Consider the following 19252-nt stretch of genomic DNA (forward strand, 5'->3'; position numbering starts at 1 on the left):
TTCCTCTGATGGGTGAGAGGATGTCTCGAAATATGTCCTGCCGTCGTTCGGAAGACCTGTCGCAGCCACCCACCTCGCGGTTCGTCGAGTCCATCACGACAACCGTTCGAGGGCAGTCCGGAAGCGACGATGTTGAAGCGGTCGTCCTCCGTGCGGTAGCCCGGCAATCGGACAGCATCGACTTCCCGGACGTACTCGAACTTCGTTCGCTTCTGGACGTCAACGGCGAGCAGGCAGACACGTTAGAGGAACAGGTCACGAGTATCATCAGCGCCATCGACGCTGAACTCGCTGGTTGGGACCGGCGGGAGGCTCTTGCATGACGACAGCGGAAACAGCGACGTTGGGCGATTTCGGCGCTGGTGGTCGCCGGTCGGATGCCATGATCGACACAAAGACCGCAGCACAGGAGGCCGTCGCCGGCGACTGGGAATTTCTCGCCGCCGCGAACGACACGATCGGCTGGCACGTTCCCGACACCGGAGCAACAGTCCTGCTCAAAGGCGGCGACGATGGCTGGAAACTCGAACGCGCAACCAAATTGGTCGGGACCCGAAGCACACTCGATGCCGGGCTGGAACTCGCCCACACCTACATGGCGGATCGACCGGCGGGAGCATCCACATGGCGATGATCGAACGCGACAGCCGGCATCGCGAGGAACGCCATCGGGTTCCGGCCGCGCTGGCACGGGCCCGGTTCTGGCAGTCGGTTGCGCCGCACAAGGTCGGGTTCTGGGACGCCGTCGACGAGACGCTTCTGGCTCACTACCCGGGCTGTCGGTACAAACGCAGGACGACACTCGATGACTTCCGAGAGGAGGATTCATGAGCGACGCCGACTCGATTCTCGACAAGCTCCCGCCAGAGCGGCTGTTGGACGCCGATCATCTCCAGCCCATCGTCGCTGGCATCAACTGTATGCACTCAATGGAGACGGTCCAGCAGTATCTCGCATACGAAAACAAGCACCAGAACCGGACGCCAGTCCAGTCTCGCCTTCGAGAGCGGGCACGCGAGATCCGTCGCGATGAATTGGATGCCGAAGAGCAAGCCATCGTGTGATTTCTGTGCCCCAACGGAGTGAGGGGCGTCCCACAGAGGACGTGCCGCCAAACCGACTATGACCGAGAATAAGACAGATGAGACGGCTGTACAGCAGTGCGACGACCTCGATATCGACCCTGATGCCGTGGATATCGGTGATGGACTGAAAACGACCGAGGGCACGTCTGCACTCGCCGTCGTCGGTGTTGACGCCGAAAAGGAGCGCGTGAAGGTGTATTCCCCGTCCGGTGAGCTGACGGTCAATCGCTGGGTGAGCATGGACCTGTTCAGCGTCCACTCCCCGAACGAGGACATCCAAACCGACGGCGACCGCGAAGCGTGGCTGAACGAGACGCTGCCGAAGAAGGCTACGCATATCGACGGGAACGTGTACCCACTCAGGTATGCCATCGACGAGAACGGGAACGTAATCGCGGAATAATCGAGGAGCCGTACCAGCCACTCTTTCGCTTTCTCTCACGGTCACGGTTCCCGAGCGCAAGCGCTCGGGGGACACGCTCCACCTTGGACCGGCAGGCCGGTCCGGCGGTCCCGCTTCAGGAGGCAGGTAAGGCTCATCGCGATAAATCGGATGGCAGGGAACGAGCCGCCGTGTATTTTCTGTGCCCCAGCGGGGTGAGGGGCGTTCCATAGAGGGCGCTCTGCCGACTGATTATGAGTGGAAACGAGACAGACAAGACGGCTGCACAGCAGTACGACAACTACCCCGATCCCGACGCCATCGTTCACTTTGGCGATGTCTCGGAGGAACTGGTCGAGTTGGTCGAGGAAACGCTGGAAACCTCCGAGTTCCTGTCGACCTCTCGCGACGACCTGCCGGAAACGACGCTGCTTGTTGAGGAGGTCGAAAATGAGTGACGACCACCTGTTCATCGTTGTTGAGGGCGTCGGGCCAGCAGATTTTCCTGAGAACGAGGCGAGTTCCAACAAGCAAGACGAGGCCGTTGCTCTCGCGAACGACATACACGACTTGATCCGGGAGGAGTACGGCAAGGAGGAGATCGATGGCGTCATCCCGGTGGTCAATCCCGACGCCCACGAGCAGATGCAGGCGACCGAACTCTGACCGGGTGAGAAGGCAGTTTCTTCGGCCATGGTGCTGGCTGGAACGCCCGCTCAGTAAGTGTGCGTATTGAGCTCAATCACTGGGAGACGATTGCAGAGTCGATGGTGCTTCGTTATCGGTATTGTCTGAGGACTCGTGTACAAGTGCCACGCCAGCATTAACGCCACCGAGCCAGAGACAACCCAGGAAAACCACTATCGACAGATCATCGGAGAGGAGAGGACTGTTTGGCGTAAGAAGCATCAGCGTGGGTGCCAACACACCGACGAGAGTGTACCAGAATTTCGAGCGGGGACCAGACCATCTGGTTCGATACTGGGGATACGCAAGATAACCGTACCCTGCAATTGACGACGTAACTGCTATACTACCCCCAATCCACAGATCTCCGCGCTGTATACCAAAGACATAGCCAAGTACGGCACCGATTCCGAGACCGACCAAAGCCGAGGGCCAAGACTTCATGACAGACACAACAATTGGATGTGAGATAAATTATTACTCTGCACTGACCACTCCTGTCCGAGAATAGAATCACGCTTTAACCAGCTCTAGTCACCGAATTTTCTGTGCCCCAGCAGGGTGAGGGGCGTCCCACAGAGGGCGTGCCGCCTGTTATTCATGGCTACCACAGAATCCCGTAGCGACGCCAGCAGCATCGACGAGAGCGAACTGGAGGAGGCTGACCCGAACAACCGGACCGTTCGGGCGCTGACCGAAGTCATGACCGTGTTGGACTCGATTGGTCGGGCACGAAACGCCGACGACCTCTTCTTGGTCAACTCTGGCTCCGGCTCAGAGTATCTTGTCGACACTCGAACAGGGAGTTGTGAGTGCAAGTGGAAGCAGTTCAACCCCGGCGAGGAGTGCAAACACCAGAAGCGAGTCGCCTTCGCCACCGGCGAGCGACCTATCCCGCAGTGGGTGGATGACGACGCCCTAGACGACCAGTTCGGGTTGCACGTCGACGGCGAACCACGGAAAGCAGTCGCTGACGGTGGAGTCATGCAGGTCCGGTTCGACGACGGCGGCGTCACGGACCCCAAAGAGGACCCCTTGGCCGTCACCTCCGAAGACGAGCCACGAACGAAACGAGCGAAGCAGGAAGATATCGACGTTTCCTTCCTTGCAAAGCCCGGTCGCTACGAGGTCCATTCGGCGTCGGATAGCCGGTACGAGGTCGATGTGCTTGAGGAGACGTGCAGTTGTCCCGATGTCGCCGAGCGATGCAAGCACCGTCGCCGGGTCGAGATCGAGATCGACGCCCAGCGAGTCCCCCGCCCGGATGGAAAACTGCCAGACGCCTAACCGGGGGCAGCAGCGTGTTTTCTGACCCTCTGGTCAGGTGAGAGGATGTCTCGAAATATGTCTTCACAAACTGTCCAGACAGCGTTGTCTACAGCTACGTCGGGTTGTCCCGAGTGTGGCGGCGAACTCGATACCAGCGGGCGAGAAACGAACTGCGAGGACTGTGGCCTGGTGACCGACCAAGACCAGATTGACCGCAGGCCAGCGTGGCGGACGTACGACAAGGAGGAACAGAAGCGGACGGGCGCACCTCGGACGGTCACTCGCCACGACCGAGGCCTGTCGACGAACATCGGAAGCGTCGATAGTGCAGACATCTCTCCGAGACGGCGTCGACGGCTTGCTCGCCAGCGACGACTCCATGGCCGGTCGAAGTTCACCAGCAAGCGCGACCGGAATCTTGCTCACGGGCTTGGCGAAATCCGACGCATCGCGAGTGCGCTATCTGAGAGCAACGCGGTGAAAGAGCAGGCATCAACGCTCTTCAAGGAAGCCCAAGACAAGGACCTCCTGATCGGACGGTCGATTGAGGGCGGTGCAGCGGCCGCTGTGTACGCCGCCTGCCGGTGCAATGGCCTCGTGACGATGGAGACGGTAGCCGACGTTGCCCGGTGTTCAGACTCTCATATATGGAACTGCTACCGGACGTTCCTGACAGAACTTGACCTCCCAATTCCGGTGTCGCTCCCGGTGGACTGGGTGGCGCGGATTTGTTCGGACCTTCCATTCGACATTGCGCCGGAGATTCGCCAGCGAGCGCTCGAACTCGCAGAGCAGGCGACCGAGTCAACAGCGGTCAACGGGCGACCAGACGGTGTCGCAGCCGGCGCTCTGTACCTCGCCGGGAAAGAGTCAGACATCCGGCTCACGCAAGCGACGATCTGCGAGCCGCTGGATGTGCATATTACCACGGCCCGGCAGTGGTTCCAGGAGATCGAGGAGTATATCGTTGCGTGAGCGCTCGCGACGGCCTGTTTTGCGTGCCCCGGCGAGGGTGCAGGGCGAGCCAACAAGCACGTCCTGAGTGAGACATATGTCAGTTACTGATACTTCAGAATCGGCGGCACAGCACGACTCTTCGAGTGTTTTTGCGTCGGTCCCAGCGCCACGGTCGCCAACGAAAGTCGCATCGTTTGTCGAACGAGTCCTTGTCGAACTTCGCCACGAAGCTGTGGCTGCTCGGTACGTGACTGATCTAGACCAAGCCGGAGCGAAGACGATCTGGTGTCGGGTCGAGCACACGCCGTTGGACGTCGACGCAGAGTACGTCCAGATTCGAGACGACCCCCGGCTAGGGGTTGGCGTCGAGCCGTGTTCGCAGGCAACGGTTCGAGAACGACTGTGCCAGTGTCTTGACCACGACCGGACTGGGCGCGTCGACGTTCGGCCGCTGGCCGACGTTTCGATGGGCGACGACTGAGCTGTGCTTCAGGTCTGGTTCCGCATCGGCAGGTCGAGATCGCCGAGGGCAGCGTGCTGACGGAGAACACAGAGATGCGGGCAGACGGTCGTCGCCTGGAAGACTTCGCAGCTACACCAGCCGGCGTGGGTTCCGTTAGGATGCTCGGCCAGCGAGCAGTTCACAGGACAGTCGCCGTCGACGGAGACGAGAAACAGGTCCGGGCGACCGCCCTTCGTTACGTCGACACTGGCATCGAGGGCAGCGTTCCACGTTGCTGACCGGTCGTCACGAATCCGCTGGAAGTCAAGATCACGGGTGCCACTGGGCTGGCGGGATATCCACTGGTTTGGTGGCGAACACTCGCTAGTCGTAGTGGGGGACTCGGCTGTTTTCATGATGAGTCCTCGTACTAATACATATATTCTCAAACAGCAAAAAAGTTGCTATAGAGGCGATACAGAGCTGATTTTGTGTTTCTCTAATGGCTGAGAGAATCCAACAATGAGTAGTGGATACCGACGAGGGACTACCGGGCCGAAAAAGTTGAAGTGGCGATGGAAAGATGAGACTGACAATCGGTCGCTGCCCCAATCGTGGGCCGACAACGGGCGCACAGAATCTCCCAAGGAGAACGAAGTGCAACTGTATGCAATCCAGTGCCGGGCTGGGCTCTTACTTGAGTGGCTGGTGAATACACGAACTGGAAAGCTACTCAGGGGCCCGCTGAGCGAGAAACCGGGGATTCGTGTTCTGTACGTTACCGCCGACGGTGAGTATGCGGTCATGAAAGAGTCCGAAGCTCGCGAAATTGATGACAGTTGGAAGCCGCCCAAGCAGTTCGCCAGTATCATCGCGAAGGACATAGAGGAGGCTAATCCCGTTCCAGACTCCAGTCAGGACTACTACCGACGGGCAGTCGAGGACCTGTACGACCCGTCGTAGCCGCTGTAGAACGGTTTCTTTACTCATGACAGCGATTGAAACGACCGTTCAGTGAGCGTGCGTCCTAATCGATTTTATACGGGCTACTGCCTCCAAAGTTGGAAACGTCAGCCCAACCTACTGCATAATTCCAAGCAGCTATAGGGTCTTGCTGATTGTATCTCGTCATGATAGATAACCAGTCTTCCGCCGTATTGTTTGAATTGTGTTTACTGTGGTACTGCCTTGCTCTCTTTGCGATCTTTTCTGCAGTAGACTCATCACACCCCGAATATTTGTCACAAATTTCTGACTTGAAATTTTCAAAATCCATATTTCAGGAACGTCATTGTTGGCTAATAACTCTATTCCCTGTACTGACCAGATCATTCCACGAGTAGAATTCCCAGAGCGGTGCCCTCCGGCAGGCCAGATTTTGTGACTCTCTGGTGGCTGAGAGAGCATGGCTTCGCCACAGATCGACGTCGACGAGATTGTTGCAACGCTTGAGCAAATTCGCCAGCGCGGGCACAGCGCCCACACAGTCTTCCGAGACTGGGTCAACCTCATGTTGTTCGCACTGCAGGACCGAGACGATCCGTATCTGGAGATCGTCGACGACTATCGCGAGCGCGGCGACATGGACTATCCAGACGGACAGCGCTCGGTCGACCTCTTCGCCAAGGCGTTCGGCCAGCTCCAAGAACGGATGGCGGCTACCGACGCTGACGTTCTGGGTGCTGTCTACGAGGAATACGGAATGTCCAGCGATGCGTTCGGCCAGCACTTTACACCGCACTCTGTTTGCGAGACGATGGCCGAGATCGCCGGCGTCGGAGACGAGAATGATACTGAGGACCGACAGACGGTCCTTGACCCGGCCTGTGGGAGCGGTCGAACACTGCTGGTCGCCGGTCGAAAGCAGCCAGACGCGCTGTTTGTCGGGCAAGACAAGGACCCACTGTGTGCCCGAATGACGGCGCTGAACTGCTGTTTCCTGAATCTGGACGCCTACGTTATTCAGGGCGACTCACTGACTGTCGAGTTCCAGCGAGCGTGGCAGACCTCGTACTCTTCGCTGGGTGGGAGCGTTCGCGAACTCGACGACGATGAGGTCGAAGAGCTTCACGAGTGGGTGACCGACGCCTTCGAGAATACGGTTGAGGCGGAGAACCGGTGCAGTCCAGCGCAGGGGGCAGATACGGACTCGGAAGATCGAACACCTCCCGTTGCGACATCTGTTCCGAGTGAGCAGGCCAGTCTGGGTGCGTTCGAGGGCAGCGATTGACGGCTGTTTTGTGTGCCCCAGTCGGGTGCGGGGCGGTCCAGTGAGAGCGTCCCGAGAAGACCCATGTCAGAAGAATCAGACACAGAGCCGGATGCGGCTCCAGACTCAGTTGAAAAGGTCGAACGAACGGACTTTGGGTGCAGTATGGAGGCCCGGATGAAACGAGGAACCGGGACGCGAGACGAAGACAGTATGACGGTCAAGTCGAAGGGTGAGACTGCTGCGGAGACGATTGCGGAGTTCTACAAGCTCTTGGAAGAGTACGACCAGGAGATCAGTGGTCGGCTTCGGGATGTTCAGCCCGAGGAGGACGAGGCAGGCGAGGATTAACACTAGTTTACCATCAGATTTCAGCCGTTTTCGAGACTGGTTCTAGCCCTCAAAGTAGCCATTAATGCGTCTGGATTTTGGTCAATTTCATTAGACTTAATGGCGCAAAGTTGTTAGCCAGCCTGAAATGTTTGACCTCACCAGTTTTCAACGTGACCTGCTGTATGTGGTGTACGGTCTAGACGGCCCACATGGCCTCGCTATCAAAGACGAGCTCGAAGACTATTACGAGAAAGAGATCCACCACGGACGGCTCTACCCCAGTCTTGACACACTTGTCGACAAAGGCCTCGTTGAGAAGGCGCACAAAGACAGACGGACCAACATCTATTCAATCACGCAACGTGGCGAGCGAGAGATAGCTGCTCGAAACGAGTGGGAACAACAGTACGGAACGAGTGAGCTTTCTGGATGACTGTCAACGCGCCTGATTTTGATCCGACTCTGAATGGCCACGCCGCAGTCGAGATCGAGAACGTGATTCACGCGGTCGTCTCAAAATACGATGAACAGGGTCACAAGGGGCAATTCACAGAGTGTGGCACCAGATTGGAAGACTTTCCAGACGGCGAAACCATCCGTGGTGATCGCGAGGAGATGGAACATTGCAATGACTGCTGGCCAAAACCTGTAGTTAATGACACACAGTCGGCAGGCGATGACAATCCAAACTAGTCTGCTCTTTCAGAGTGTTTCGGGGCTATGCCCAGTATAGAGGATCCTGTCCTACAATAGATCTCAACAGGCATAATTCACGGTCTCTAGCTTGAACAGAATCGGCGAATAGCGAAACCACGGGACTAAGTTCGAATTGAAGGGTGTATGATTGTCAGGTAGAGGGTGTGAGACGTATTCTATGACACGCTGGTTATATAAAGTCATCAAGCGACGTTCTACGTGTCGTATCACGAGAACCTGACTCAGTAGACTCACCCGCAGTCTGCGGCATATCGATTGTCCCAGACGAATTCCCGAAATTAAGGAAGTTACGACCAGATTCGGCAATCGGCGGCTGAGTTCGTTCTCCGGAGTCGCCGGCTACCCAGTCTTCGACAGCTTCGACAACGGTCGGTGCCGTCGTAGTCGAGATGTGATCGGCACCCCGAACGATATTCTCCTCAAACGTTGATGGAACCCGCTTTTGTTGGAAAGCCAGTTTTTCAATTGTTGCGGCGTGGCCTGGCAGCGTATCCTCATCTAATCCTGACCATGCAGTCTGAATCTGATCTTCGAGTGCCATCACTCGCCCACGAGCGACCCCATTGTAGGACGTCAGATGGAGATCCTTCGCGGTGACACCATCCGCAAGTTGCTGAGCGAACGTCTCAACCCACGTTGGTTCTTGATATTGAGTCGCAGCGTACAACTCACCAATTGCCCGGATCGCTTCAGAGAGATTGTTAGCAGTTGTTGAGAGATGCGCCACGTCGATCTCTGCCCGGGCTTCGATTAAATCGGCATTGATACCCTGACACCAGAGCCACGTCATTACCGCCGCGGTCATTGATGAGTCGGACCGTTCATAGCCGTGTCTCTCTAGCAACTCCCACAGCGGGTTATCGGTATCCGGCGATTCACTGAGATCACATGTGTATGAGACCATCGCAAACTCTTTGACCAGTCGCTCAGGCGAAATTGGGTGGTAGTTTTCGAGCATCTTGACAACTCCCTTGAGTGCGTCTGGTGTGGCCTCAAGACGGGTCGAATGGTCATATTCGAAAACAGCCTCTCCAAGTCCGGTTGGCGTGATCTGGTTGTCCGACCGATAGTTGATGAAGCCTTTCTCATCAAGCTCCTTCGTGAACTGAATGACCTTCTGGGTGACCTCATCAGTATCGAGAGCCGGAGTCGCCGACATCGACGCGGCCTGATAGAACCCGTACAGTGTCATTGAAACAAATTCGATCAGTTTATCGAGTGTATTCCATCCACTGACAACAAGTTCAATCAGCAGCCAGCGGAGATTGGTGTCAGCGTTCTCCGCGTTTGAGATGTATTCATCGCCCGGAAAGTCGTCAGGCACAGGCCCGAAGTGTGACCCAATAGATTCAAGCGATTTCTCTTCGATTGGTGTTCCAAACTCGAAGTATTCTTCAGCCTCTTCGTCGGTGTAGATGGGGTAGGCATACGCCTCATCCATATCTCCACCCCGACCAGCACGACCGATCCATTGTATGTACTCGTACTTCCCAATGAATTGCCCAAAGCGAGCGAGGTCGGCAACAATAACCGACTGTATAGGCGAGTCAAATCCGTATGCGAGAGTAGTTGTACAGGAAATACACTTGATATCGCCGTTTTTTACTCCTTTTTCCACGAGTTCTTTGATAGACTTCTCGAGCCCGGCGTAGTGGAAAGCGACCCCATTCTCCAGACAGTTGATTAAATCATGGTGGGTACTGGTGAGAACAGTATCAATTGCGGCCTCAACCTTTTCTCGATAATCCGTATCCGGTCGCTCGAACCGACAGTTGTCTTTGATCCGCAGAGCCCGAGTCTGTGCATTCGATGTCGAGAAATTGAATATCATAAACGGGCCGACCTCTCGATTATCCATGATCAGATCGCCGATGAACTCGCCATAGGATTTCCGTGAATCATCTTTCATTACCGGCCTTTCGACGATCGGAACGCTTCGTTTCGCAGGGCTGATGACAAGATCGGACTCTAACCAGCGAGCAATTTCATCAGGATTCCCGACCGTCGCACTATTAGCAAAGATCTCGACCCCGTTCTGCCGGGCAATGGTCAGGCATTTTTCAATGGTATCCCCACGGAAGTCTGAGTAAATCTCATGGAAATCATCAAAAATGAGCGTATCAATACCGAGGCCGACACCGCGAATCGCTGCCTCATAATATGAGTCGAAGGTTGCAACGATCACATCGGCATGCTGATAACCGGCTGTCTCACCCCACGTCGCATTCGCGAGGGTATATTCCCCGTCAAGCCACTCGTTGATGGATTCATACTTCCCGTTCGTGAGCGAGACACTTGGGACGAGATACGCAACCGACTTCCCGTTGTCAAGTGCCCGCTGGACTACAGTCTCAGCACAGAACGTCTTCCCATTTCCAGTCTCTGCACAGAGAAGGGTATTCTCCTTATCCATCCCGCCTGCCTCAAGAAACGCCGCTTGTGTCTTGTTTATCGAGTCAAATCCTTTCTTTTGAAGTAATGATTCAACCCGCTCAGCATCAAGCTGGGAGAGACTATCTGGAATATCGACCATTGATGAATTGTGATAATAATACATGCCGTCTGATAAAAATACTATCCCGATTCGTACATCGAACCATACTGCAGTACTGATGCCTGTGCATATTCAAAATAACACCCATCTGTGTCAGTACTTACCCGGCCTGTTGGGCTACCCGCTCCTGAAAAAACTATTTATTTCGAAATAGGATAACAATGATGTCAAGTGCTGTCTTCCGCGAAGTATGTCGCGGCTTTATTCCCCATCGCCGATGATATCGTTCGCTTCATCGCGTGTCCGCTTTGCGGCCTCCTGAGCGTACCCTTCATGGGTCGTTTCGATTGATTTGTGACGGAGTACATCTTGCGCCAGCTGTGGATTCTCACGATAGATCTCCCGCCCGAGGCCACGGCGGGCACCGTGTGGCTTCAGTGGCTCCTCGAACTCGTAGTCGGACCACTCGCAGAGTTTGGCAAGGATATCCCGGGCCGACTGCGTGGTGATCGACGGCGTGGGATCAAGCGCTTTCGCAGCGTTGTCGAGTCTGGGGAACACGGCCTCATTCTCGTCAGGTTCTCGAAGTTGCTTCCAGCGCCGAAGCGGGCGAAGTGCATCGTCGAGGATCGGCGCAGACTCGCGGGAACGGTTCTTGCCGAATACTTGCATTGTACCAGCCTCTAAATCGACGTGACGCCACCGCAGGCCGTTCCGTTCTTCATCATCAGAAACAGCGACGAGCTCCGCGCTGCGAGCACCGGAGTAGGCGAGCAAGAAGACGAGTGCCTGGTCACGGTAGGCCGCTGTGCGGTCGACGTCGTCGCTTTCGCCGGCGTCGTCGACGCGGGCAGTCGCAGTAGCACAGATGGCGTCGCGGTCCCGTGCAGTCCAGTACTGCTGGTCTGTTTCGGTCTCATCGGTCGGGAGCGGACCTTCGGCGTGGTTGGTCTTGGCCGGGTTCGTCGGGATCAAGCCCTCATAGACACCCCACGTTAGAAATGAGCGGACGTAGGCGAAGTAGCGTCGGGCGGTTTCTGGTGAGATATCGTCTCTGTCGTCGGCCCGGGCCAGGTCACGAGCGTACTGCCGACAAAGGTCGTCGTCGATATCCTCGGGACTGGAGATACCGTGCTGGTCCCGGGACCAAGCTGCGAACTTCCGAAGCACGCTCGCGACGTTCGTTCGGTAGCGTCCGGAGTCGATATCGACCAGTCGTTTCTCGATGGCTGTTTCGAGGGCGTCACCCCCGGGAGTAGCGTCGTATGCAGGCGGAAGCCGATCCATGCTTCCCGTACAGCGGCGGTCCGGGTAAAACTGGTGGTGCTTATTATTCTAATACAAACCTATCTACAAAACCAGAATTTCGGTGTTTCAGTACCCTCTATAGTGCAATTATTGGCTCTGTCGGTGTTGATAAAGGATATATTGCTATACGGAATTCTAAAACTGAAGTTGAGACTACACCGAGTTTAGCGGGGCTATAATGCGTGGTTTCGGGAGATTCGTCGAAAGACAATGCGGCGAATCGCCAGACTGCCAGTTGCTCGATAACGAAGTCACATATATACTCAGAACCCACCTCGCGCTCTGAACCGATTCGATAACTGTACGAAGATTCGAGGGTTGGACGCGAACGACTTACTAAGGCTGTCTCAACCCTCTATTTGCAATGGCAAAACGCAACGACCGACACGTCAAAGCTAGCGGTTCTAAACCGAGGGACAGCTAACCATGCGCGTTCCCGTCCCGAAAAACAAACTCGTCGCCTTCACGCTCGTAGGTGCGCTCCTTACAGCTGGTGTCGCCGGGGCCCTTACTCTGCCCGGTGGCGGCCTCGCGCAGGCTGGCGACCAAACTGACTCACCCGGTTCGACGGCGTCGGACGCATCACAACAGGTCGCTGCGGATGCGCCGACGCCGAATCAGGACTTCACGCCAGCAGTCCAGACCCAGTCCGGCTACGAGGACGAGGAACACGAGGAGTACGAAGAAAACGACGACCACGAAGAGGAGGAGGAATACGAAGAGGAGGAGGAATACGAAGAGGAGGAGGAATACGAAGAGGAGGAGGAATACGAAGAGGAGGAGGAATACGAAGAGGAGGAGGAATACGAAGAGGAGGAGGAATACGAAGAGGAGGAGGAATACGAAGAGGAGGAGGAATACGAAGAGGAGGAGGAATACGAAGAGGAGGAGGAATACGAAGAGGACGAGTGACCGAGATGACGAGATCGCTCGCATCAGTGTGCGAACGGTTCGGGGACACCCACCGCGAGTTCGAGTGTTGTGACACGACGTTTCGGATTCAGGCGACAGGCATTCGGGCCGAGACTGCGGCAACCGCGGCCCAAGAAACGGCTGAATCACTCGAAGCACAGCTGAACGCCTTCGATGAGATGAGTGCCGTCAGTCAACTCAACCGTGAAGGGGAAATCGCGAACGAACACATCGCGCGTATCGTCCGGCGTGGGCTCGAATACAACGACCGGACCGACGGGGTGTTCGATATTTATCAAGGCCGCCTCGAACACGAACTCAAAACATTCCTGCGTGGTGACAGCGAAACACCACCAGACGGATTCGATACCGGAACTGTCCGGACCAGCGGGTCCCACGTCACTACTGACATCAAACTCGATCTCAATGGCCTCGCCAAAGGGTACATTGTTGACCGGGCAAGCGAGGCACTCGGCGGTGTTGGTCGACGTGGGTTCGTTAGTGGTGGCGGGGATATGTCTCCACCGACAGGCCCGGTTGCCGTCGAGAGTCCGTACGGCGACGACACACCGCTGAAGATTCTAGACACGGACTGGTACGTCGCAACGTCCGGCGGCTACCGACGATCGCGAAACGGGACTGACCACGTCTACGATCCAACCACTGAATCCCTCGGCTCTCGTCATGAATTGGTCACTGTCGTGGTGCGCCGGGACTGTATGGAAGCCGACGCCCTGGCGACAACCATCGCAGCACTCCCACTTGCTGAGGCACGCGAATTAGCATCAGAATGGGAGGGTCTGGAGGCACTCATCATCCACGACGGCGTCTTTCATCCAACAGAAGGGTTTGAGACACATGTCCTGGACACATAAGCAACGAATTACCGTCGTGGCGATGGTCGTCTTAGTGGTGGCTGTCCCTGCTCTTTGGCAGATCGGAGACGTGCGTGCCGCCCAAGCGACCGAACAAAAACAAAGCGACCTCGTCGACCAGACCGTTTCAACGAGACAGGCCCCAGCTGATTACGACGGCGATAGTATCAACGACTCCGCCGACAAGTGTCCAACACGACCGGAAACGAAAAACGGGTTCCAGGACGCGGACGGCTGTCCTGATGTCGTCGAAACGACGGGGGCATCGTAATGTCACAACTCGTTTGGCTCCTCGACCGAGGTGCCGCACTCGTGACGTATCCGGCGTTGTATCTGGCTGTTCTCACGGGAATCCTCTATAATACGGCGTCGTTCGGTGTGCTCCACGAGGCTGCCCGCCGTATCCATATCGAAGTGTCCGTGTTCGCGATGATCGTCACGCTGCTACACGCGGGACTCGGTGTCCTTGATGCGTGGTTCGTCGTCACCGGACAGGTACCAGAGCCGGCATACTCGATGCCGTACTTCCTCGGTGGCGTCGCCGTGGGTGCGGGGGCACTGCTCATGCTTGTCGTCGCAGTTCTAGGCTTTACTGACGCGAAACGCTTCCAGCGCCCCTGGGGGCCGCGCGTTGTCCACTCGTTCGCGTATGCCGGGTTCGCATTCGGGACAATCCACGCAGCCGCAATCGGGACTGATCTAACGGGACTCGTCCGTCCTCTGCTGGGGCCCTCGGTTGCGTTTCTCGTGTACGTGCTCCTGTTGCGCCTGTTGGTGCTTCACGGGATACCCTCGAACACAACTCCGGGTTAGTAGCTGTCCCAGAGGCCGAGGATACGGTCGACAACTTTGTCTGTAAACGAGCGCCGGTGAACCGTGTAGAGGTATTTGACCCTATCAGGATCGTTGACCTCGTAAACCACGCTTCGACCATCGCGCTCTTTCGTGACGAGGTCAGCCTCGGCGAGCTTTGATAGATGCCACGAGACCGTCGATTGGGCCTTGTCCAAGCGGTCGCTTAGGTCGGTCGTCGAGAGTGGGCCGTCCGTGAGAAGATGTGCGAGGATGCGGCGACTATATTCTCGCCGCAGCGCGTTCATCACTGTCCGATCGGCTTCATCGAACTCGGCAGCCGGATAGTACCGCGTGTACTTGCCGTCGTCCGAGACGTCGATCAGGCCTTTGTCGGCGAGCCACCTGAGCTGGTACTGGAGTGTCCCCTGTGCGTACTTGAGCTCGTCGAGGAGCGCACGAAAGTGAACGCCCGGCGTGTCGGCTATCCGCTGGTAGATTTCCCGCCGAGAGGCCAGTTCGAGATCCGGATCCGACATTGCTCAGTCCCGCGTCAAAGCGACGAAGAACGCCAGGAGGCCACCAAGGATCAGAATCGCACTCCCGTGTTCAAGCAGTTCGAGCGTGGTGTACGGGAAATACGGAAGCAACGGATACTCGAGAAACACGATGAGCCCGTAGACAGCGAACATCACGTACCCGAGCGTGACTATCCGCATACGACCATCGCGTTCCCGTCGCCATGCGAGGAAGCTGAGTACACTCAGGCCTGCCGCGAGGACGAAGATACCCAGACTAACGTATTGTTCGAGGAGTTGAGCGAGGGGCATACGTTGTATCTGTATACACAGCCGGAGCGACGTGCTCGGCAATCGATACAATTCAATCGAAGGGTAGCGGGGAAAACGATTGGCGTCCAACCGTCGAATCCAATCTTATGCATTGAGACGACCAGTCTCAACTTCTGCGCCTGAATGGGGGAGTTAAGACTACAGGGGGTCTAGCGGGACTGTGATGCGTGTTTTTAGCCGATTCAGTCCGCGAGAGCTGCCTCAAATTACTCTCCAGATGGCTATTCTTGGTACGTTGCCAATCAAATGGGCAAATTTTCGAGACTTCCAGCAGTGTAGCCACTCAAACACCGCGCTAACCCGAACCAAGCACCCTGCTACCCGATTCCTGTCTCCTTCTTCAGCAACGTCAGCGTGTTGTCGGCTGTCACAATTGGCGAGTGTTCGTATTCACCGGTCAATTCGACCTGCGCGAGTAGATCCACTGCTCGCCAAATCGAGTACAGCAGGCACGCGAACGCGAAATAAAAGAACCGGAGTCCGAAGTCTTTCGATGTCGTCGCGGCCATGAACCGTTTAATCGACCTGTAGCCGCTTTCTATCTCCCACCGATACCCATACTCGGTGAGAAAAGCACTGCTGGTATTCGTCATAAACACTGAGTACTGACGGTGGTCGCCATGCTCGGAATCTTCCTTTCGCCGATAGAGTAGTGTTGTCTCGTGCCACTCATTCTTCCCGAGATGTAGTTTCCTATCAGTCTCGTATCGGTCTTGACCCCGCTGGAGCAACCGTTTGGCCTGCGCTTTCTCGCTGGTTTGCATCCGCTTCGGCACGACATACGACAGTCCACGCTGGCTGAGCATCTCCAGAATGTGCTGGCTGTCGAACTCCCGGTCCATCAGCACGTTATCGACGTGAACGAGGTTCTCGGCAGAGTTAAGAAGATCTTCGATGATTTCTAATCAGGCGTTTTGAACTTCGAACAAGCCTGTCATCGATACTCCGAAATCGTTCGATACGGGACGTAGTAGCCGATCTCATCGATCCACTTCGACAGCCACTCGTCAGCAGTGGCTTCGTCGATCCTCCCAGCATCGATTGCAGCCAACAGAACGCCAACCGACCCCACAACGGTCACGCCCTGATCTTTCGCAAACGACCGAGCATCTCCGTCGTCTGTCAGCAGTCGACCGTCGTGTGCGTCGGCAAGGGCGAACGCCTGTGCTTCCCCAGGATCGAGATGCTCCCCAACAACGGCTTCTCTGTTTGCGACAGTATCCGAAATCGCCGCAACTGGGATTTCGTCGTCAAGCGCATCGAGTGCTTCCTGAAGATATGGGTGGTTAGCAACGCCGTGTTCGAGCTCCTCACGAACGACTGGTACCGTACAGATTCCAGAAAGGTCAGCTACTATCCACAGCTGATCGATGTACGCAAAATTCGAGAGGACAGTCGTGTTCAAGACGCTCGGGTTCGCTGGGAGATCGTTACCTGTCATTTAGCACGTGGCTCCTCATCAGACGAGTCCTCATCATCGAATTCGAGTTCGCGTGCTGCCTCTACCTCGTAGGCTGCGTCGTCTTCGTCAACGAGTCCGAGGCGAAGTTCAACACCATGCTCACGGAGGATGTCACGCATCGTCCAGCGGTCCACAGCAGCGAGTCTTGCAGCATCACCGAGTGTGATCCGCTCGCGTTCGTAGAGGGCGACCGCAGCTGCAATCCGTTCGTTCTCGTGGTCCTCGAAGTATTCACGCACGAACTCGCGCAACGCATCGCTCTTGCCACCGAACACACCAGCCTCGACAGCACCCTCAATGAGGAGGTCGAGGTCATCTGGGTAAGAACCGGTAATTCGTGCCATCGTTCTCTCCTAGACTACGACTTCATACTATTTATGAACTACGTCAGAATACGATATGCATTGCGACGACTGGTCTCAATTATTACCCTCAAAGAGAAGTTGAGACCAGAGGTCTCAATGCATAGCGCCCAGCCCAGTTGCTCGATTTGTCATCAAGCCGTATGATACTCAGGACACTCCGCGTACGGATTCAACAGTTACACTGAGGAGAAGTACGACTGACCGAAGCGAAGCAGGTCTCGGTCAAATTCGTCTGGGTCGTCGACTCGGAAGTGAAAGAGCTGGTTTCGCATATCTCCTATTTCAAGCACTAACTCGCGAATCACGTCCTGTTGATCATCGAATAGCGATTCAAATTCCTCCCAGTGAATCGAGATGAACTGTGCGTAGTGTGCGTAACTGCAATGCTCGATGGACGCCGGTGTTGGCAGTGGGTGGTCCTCGTCGAACGTTTCGGCCAACTGCTCCGACAGCGAATCCCCGAACACTCGCGTGAAAATCTCGCGCAACTGCATCTCGATGGACTCGATCAACAGAAACGGTTCAAGCATCTGTTTCAGCCGCGTGAGGAGATCGTAGTCGGTCAGGATACGCCACTCGTCATCTCGATCCACGACGAAGTACGTGTACTCTGCGAGTGCATCGAATACGGCGAGAAGGTTCTCGTCCTCGCTGATGGTGTGTGCATCTTCAACTGCGGCCCCGACCGAGACTTTATCGAGCGTTTTGTGCCCGACCTCCAGTTGATGGAATGCAAGGAGCGTCCGGACGACTGACCTGTAGGTGACAATCCCGACGAGCTCGCCGTCACGTTCGACACCGATTTGGGTGTAGCTGTTCTCGAACATCCGACGGAGCGCCGATTCGAGCCCGAGATCGTATTCGACCGTCTGGAGTGTATTCCCGATAGGTAGGTCAGCGATTGTGTACATGGATGCTCAGAAGGTTGGCCCGTAGCTAACTATGCGTTTCCGTCCGTATCCAATTGACCGCTGTGTCCACAGAAGAGAATAATCAATTCCGCATTTCAGTCAATTACTCAAGCACTATCCCTACTATCTAGGCCGGTATCAGCAGTTCCAACGTGCTCGATGAGATCTCGATAGCGGGCACGAATGGTCGACTTACTCACGCCAGTTATATCTGCGAGTTCTGCCACGTTGGCGTCGACATAATGCCTGTTCACTGCGTACAACCACGCTCCAGCGAGAACACACATATGACGCTTCCCCTTTGCCCATTGTGAAGTCCGTGCGTCGGAGAGTAGGTCGTCAACCAACCATGTGGCTTCGGGCGGTGCTGTCGGATATTGAAGTTCGAATAGGTGGCTCCCGGTTGCTTCAAGCAAGTCGTCACGTCTCTCTCAGAGGGAGGCCGTAGATACGCCGAATTGTTCGCCGATGTCGGCTTGGGAGAGATCTGGTTCGGCAGCTGAACTGGCGAGGTAGAGCACAGCTGCTGCATACGAATACGGGGAGACGCCACTGGTGACTCCGGCTTCGACACCCAGTTGTGCTATTTGTTGTGCGCGAACTTCGATGTCGGCGGAGAGCGAAAGGTCCTCGCACGCCTCTTCGAGGATCACAGTTGGATCGTCATTCGGGATCCCGAGATCCAGTGCGTCTGAGACCCGTTGCATTTCAGTGAGGATCTCTGATTTAGTAGCAGCGGAGGTGTCAGCAATTCTGGTCACGCGAATCGGAATCTCTCGCAATCGACACGCAATGAGGTAGCATGCTGCGGCAGTACGGGCTGGGAATCGGATCTGCAGTTCTTGTGCCGTGAGTTCTGAAACCAGCAGTTCACTGTACTGCTGAATGTTCGCTTCCGGATTGAGGGCCTGTTGGATTGACGCCAAATTTTCGAGGACGGCGCCTTCAGATTCCGTGGGCTTCCTTCTGCCCATACTCGTGGCCTGTTACGACCAAATCGGATGGTCCAGTTCTGGCCCAAAAGGTGTGCGGTTCGGGGAGACCGGGCTGCGGTGGTACCGTAGCCACCAACGGGGGAGGGACTGTCCAAGTGACTGATAATAGTGACACACTGGGTGCCACCGAGAAAGAAATCATGTATGCAACGCACCAAGCACTAGTTAAGAGTGGCTACGCTAAACTCTCGATATCGCTCATCTCG

Annotated in this window: 30 protein-coding genes and 1 pseudogene; 19 read left to right on the forward strand and 12 right to left on the reverse strand. The window is 56.0% G+C overall.

The features are described 5' to 3' along the window. Positions 1 to 32 precede the first annotated feature (32 nt). From D3D01_RS20325 to D3D01_RS20375, 10 genes are all read left to right on the forward strand, one after another. Positions 33 to 323 carry a hypothetical protein gene (locus D3D01_RS20325; protein WP_121513544.1) on the forward strand — a complete coding sequence of 97 codons (291 nt, stop codon included), beginning with the start codon at positions 33 to 35 and terminating at the stop codon, positions 321 to 323. Continuing rightward, positions 320 to 634: a hypothetical protein gene (locus tag D3D01_RS20330; protein WP_121513545.1), complete on the forward strand. Its 315-nt coding sequence runs from the start codon at positions 320 to 322 to the stop codon at positions 632 to 634. The genes D3D01_RS20325 and D3D01_RS20330 overlap by 4 nt, the downstream gene beginning before the upstream one ends. Further along, positions 625 to 831, forward strand: coding sequence for a hypothetical protein (locus tag D3D01_RS20335; protein WP_121513546.1), 207 nt, complete (start codon positions 625 to 627; stop codon positions 829 to 831). Before D3D01_RS20330 ends, D3D01_RS20335 begins: the two co-directional genes overlap by 10 nt. Continuing rightward, complete coding sequence (locus D3D01_RS20340; protein ID WP_121513547.1) at positions 828 to 1064, forward strand: hypothetical protein; 237 nt, start codon at positions 828 to 830, stop codon at positions 1062 to 1064. Before D3D01_RS20335 ends, D3D01_RS20340 begins: the two co-directional genes overlap by 4 nt. Before the next feature lie 58 nt (positions 1065 to 1122). Next, positions 1123 to 1488 (forward strand): hypothetical protein, encoded by a 366-nt coding sequence (locus D3D01_RS20345; RefSeq protein ID WP_121513548.1) that lies wholly within the window; start codon positions 1123 to 1125, stop codon positions 1486 to 1488. Between the two features lie 233 nt (positions 1489 to 1721). Then, positions 1722 to 1925 (forward strand): hypothetical protein, encoded by a 204-nt coding sequence (locus tag D3D01_RS20350; RefSeq protein ID WP_121513549.1) that lies wholly within the window; start codon positions 1722 to 1724, stop codon positions 1923 to 1925. After that, positions 1918 to 2133 (forward strand): hypothetical protein, encoded by a 216-nt coding sequence (locus D3D01_RS20355; protein ID WP_121513550.1) that lies wholly within the window; start codon positions 1918 to 1920, stop codon positions 2131 to 2133. Before D3D01_RS20350 ends, D3D01_RS20355 begins: the two co-directional genes overlap by 8 nt. 621 nt (positions 2134 to 2754) lie before the next feature. Then, positions 2755 to 3441 carry a hypothetical protein gene (locus D3D01_RS20365; RefSeq protein ID WP_121513552.1) on the forward strand — a complete coding sequence of 229 codons (687 nt, stop codon included), beginning with the start codon at positions 2755 to 2757 and terminating at the stop codon, positions 3439 to 3441. A gap of 57 nt (positions 3442 to 3498) precedes the next feature. Beyond that, the gene (locus tag D3D01_RS20370; RefSeq protein ID WP_121513568.1) at positions 3499 to 4398 is read left to right on the forward strand and encodes a transcription initiation factor IIB family protein; all 900 of its coding nucleotides are present in this window, start codon (positions 3499 to 3501) and stop codon (positions 4396 to 4398) included. 76 nt (positions 4399 to 4474) lie between these two features. After that, complete coding sequence (locus D3D01_RS20375) at positions 4475 to 4861, forward strand: hypothetical protein (RefSeq protein ID WP_121513553.1); 387 nt, start codon at positions 4475 to 4477, stop codon at positions 4859 to 4861. A gap of 8 nt (positions 4862 to 4869) precedes the next feature. Here D3D01_RS20375 and D3D01_RS20380 read toward each other — a convergent pair whose 3' ends face one another. Continuing rightward, positions 4870 to 5238 carry a hypothetical protein gene (locus D3D01_RS20380; protein ID WP_121513554.1) on the reverse strand — a complete coding sequence of 123 codons (369 nt, stop codon included), beginning with the start codon at positions 5236 to 5238 and terminating at the stop codon, positions 4870 to 4872. Positions 5239 to 5344: 106 nt separating this feature from the next. Between D3D01_RS20380 and D3D01_RS25105 the strand changes: the two genes are divergently transcribed. Continuing rightward, the gene (locus D3D01_RS25105) at positions 5345 to 5785 is read left to right on the forward strand and encodes a hypothetical protein (protein WP_121513555.1); all 441 of its coding nucleotides are present in this window, start codon (positions 5345 to 5347) and stop codon (positions 5783 to 5785) included. A gap of 64 nt (positions 5786 to 5849) precedes the next feature. Here D3D01_RS25105 and D3D01_RS23560 read toward each other — a convergent pair whose 3' ends face one another. Next, positions 5850 to 6098 carry a hypothetical protein gene (locus D3D01_RS23560; protein ID WP_147439962.1) on the reverse strand — a complete coding sequence of 83 codons (249 nt, stop codon included), beginning with the start codon at positions 6096 to 6098 and terminating at the stop codon, positions 5850 to 5852. Between the two features lie 129 nt (positions 6099 to 6227). Here D3D01_RS23560 and D3D01_RS20390 point away from each other — a divergent pair, with 129 nt between their 5' ends. The 4 genes from D3D01_RS20390 (at position 6228) to D3D01_RS23810 (ending at position 8057) form a co-directional block, all read left to right on the forward strand. Continuing rightward, positions 6228 to 7052 carry an N-6 DNA methylase gene (locus D3D01_RS20390; protein WP_121513556.1) on the forward strand — a complete coding sequence of 275 codons (825 nt, stop codon included), beginning with the start codon at positions 6228 to 6230 and terminating at the stop codon, positions 7050 to 7052. 63 nt (positions 7053 to 7115) lie between these two features. Continuing rightward, positions 7116 to 7382: a hypothetical protein gene (locus D3D01_RS20395; RefSeq protein ID WP_121513557.1), complete on the forward strand. Its 267-nt coding sequence runs from the start codon at positions 7116 to 7118 to the stop codon at positions 7380 to 7382. A 127-nt stretch (positions 7383 to 7509) separates the two neighbouring features. Beyond that, positions 7510 to 7797, forward strand: a complete 288-nt coding sequence (locus D3D01_RS20400; protein ID WP_121513558.1) for a helix-turn-helix transcriptional regulator — start codon at positions 7510 to 7512, stop codon at positions 7795 to 7797. Continuing rightward, positions 7794 to 8057: a hypothetical protein gene (locus D3D01_RS23810; protein WP_127015219.1), complete on the forward strand. Its 264-nt coding sequence runs from the start codon at positions 7794 to 7796 to the stop codon at positions 8055 to 8057. Before D3D01_RS20400 ends, D3D01_RS23810 begins: the two co-directional genes overlap by 4 nt. Positions 8058 to 8250: 193 nt before the next feature. On the opposite strand, the gene D3D01_RS20405 is transcribed toward D3D01_RS23810, so the two are convergent. Continuing rightward, entirely contained in the window at positions 8251 to 10614 is a 2364-nt protein-coding gene (locus D3D01_RS20405; protein WP_158600532.1) for a DEAD/DEAH box helicase, read from the reverse strand. 222 nt (positions 10615 to 10836) lie between these two features. Continuing rightward, a complete protein-coding gene (locus tag D3D01_RS20410) occupies positions 10837 to 11862 on the reverse strand; it encodes a site-specific integrase (protein WP_121513560.1) in 1026 nt (341 codons plus the stop codon). A 447-nt stretch (positions 11863 to 12309) separates the two neighbouring features. On the opposite strand from D3D01_RS20410, the gene D3D01_RS20415 reads away from it, so the two are divergent. The 4 genes from D3D01_RS20415 to D3D01_RS20430 are packed head-to-tail and all read left to right on the forward strand — an operon-like array spanning position 12310 to position 14483. Further along, a complete protein-coding gene (locus D3D01_RS20415) occupies positions 12310 to 12795 on the forward strand; it encodes a hypothetical protein (RefSeq protein WP_233563543.1) in 486 nt (161 codons plus the stop codon). Between the two features lie 5 nt (positions 12796 to 12800). Further along, a complete protein-coding gene (locus D3D01_RS20420; protein WP_121513569.1) occupies positions 12801 to 13670 on the forward strand; it encodes an FAD:protein FMN transferase in 870 nt (289 codons plus the stop codon). Beyond that, positions 13654 to 13941 carry a hypothetical protein gene (locus D3D01_RS20425; protein WP_121513561.1) on the forward strand — a complete coding sequence of 96 codons (288 nt, stop codon included), beginning with the start codon at positions 13654 to 13656 and terminating at the stop codon, positions 13939 to 13941. The genes D3D01_RS20420 and D3D01_RS20425 overlap by 17 nt, the downstream gene beginning before the upstream one ends. Further along, positions 13941 to 14483 (forward strand): hypothetical protein, encoded by a 543-nt coding sequence (locus tag D3D01_RS20430; protein WP_121513562.1) that lies wholly within the window; start codon positions 13941 to 13943, stop codon positions 14481 to 14483. The genes D3D01_RS20425 and D3D01_RS20430 overlap by 1 nt, the downstream gene beginning before the upstream one ends. Here the strand turns inward: D3D01_RS20430 and D3D01_RS20435 are convergent. From D3D01_RS20435 to D3D01_RS24320, 8 genes and pseudogenes are all read right to left on the reverse strand, one after another. Further along, the gene (locus D3D01_RS20435; RefSeq protein WP_121513563.1) at positions 14480 to 15001 is read right to left on the reverse strand and encodes a metalloregulator ArsR/SmtB family transcription factor; all 522 of its coding nucleotides are present in this window, start codon (positions 14999 to 15001) and stop codon (positions 14480 to 14482) included. The genes D3D01_RS20430 and D3D01_RS20435 overlap by 4 nt on opposite strands. 3 nt (positions 15002 to 15004) lie before the next feature. Further along, entirely contained in the window at positions 15005 to 15292 is a 288-nt protein-coding gene (locus D3D01_RS20440; protein WP_121513564.1) for a hypothetical protein, read from the reverse strand. 338 nt (positions 15293 to 15630) lie between these two features. Next, a pseudogene (locus D3D01_RS20445) lies at positions 15631 to 16215 on the reverse strand (transposase); the annotation flags it as partial. A 32-nt stretch (positions 16216 to 16247) separates the two neighbouring features. Continuing rightward, entirely contained in the window at positions 16248 to 16754 is a 507-nt protein-coding gene (locus D3D01_RS20450) for a hypothetical protein (protein WP_004966861.1), read from the reverse strand. After that, a complete protein-coding gene (locus D3D01_RS20455; protein WP_004966860.1) occupies positions 16751 to 17119 on the reverse strand; it encodes a UPF0175 family protein in 369 nt (122 codons plus the stop codon). The genes D3D01_RS20450 and D3D01_RS20455 overlap by 4 nt, the downstream gene beginning before the upstream one ends. A gap of 197 nt (positions 17120 to 17316) precedes the next feature. Next, complete coding sequence (locus D3D01_RS20460) at positions 17317 to 18051, reverse strand: CBS domain-containing protein (RefSeq protein WP_121513565.1); 735 nt, start codon at positions 18049 to 18051, stop codon at positions 17317 to 17319. Between the two features lie 107 nt (positions 18052 to 18158). Beyond that, on the reverse strand, positions 18159 to 18467 hold the full coding sequence (locus tag D3D01_RS25110) for a hypothetical protein (RefSeq protein ID WP_394343413.1): 309 nt from the start codon (positions 18465 to 18467) through the stop codon (positions 18159 to 18161). A 15-nt stretch (positions 18468 to 18482) separates the two neighbouring features. After that, positions 18483 to 19025: a transcription initiation factor IIB family protein gene (locus D3D01_RS24320; protein ID WP_199725533.1), complete on the reverse strand. Its 543-nt coding sequence runs from the start codon at positions 19023 to 19025 to the stop codon at positions 18483 to 18485. Positions 19026 to 19252 lie beyond the last annotated feature (227 nt).

This window comes from Haloarcula sp. Atlit-7R, from assembly GCF_003666065.1.
GTDB classification, from domain to species: Archaea; Halobacteriota; Halobacteria; order Halobacteriales; family Haloarculaceae; genus Haloarcula; species Haloarcula taiwanensis.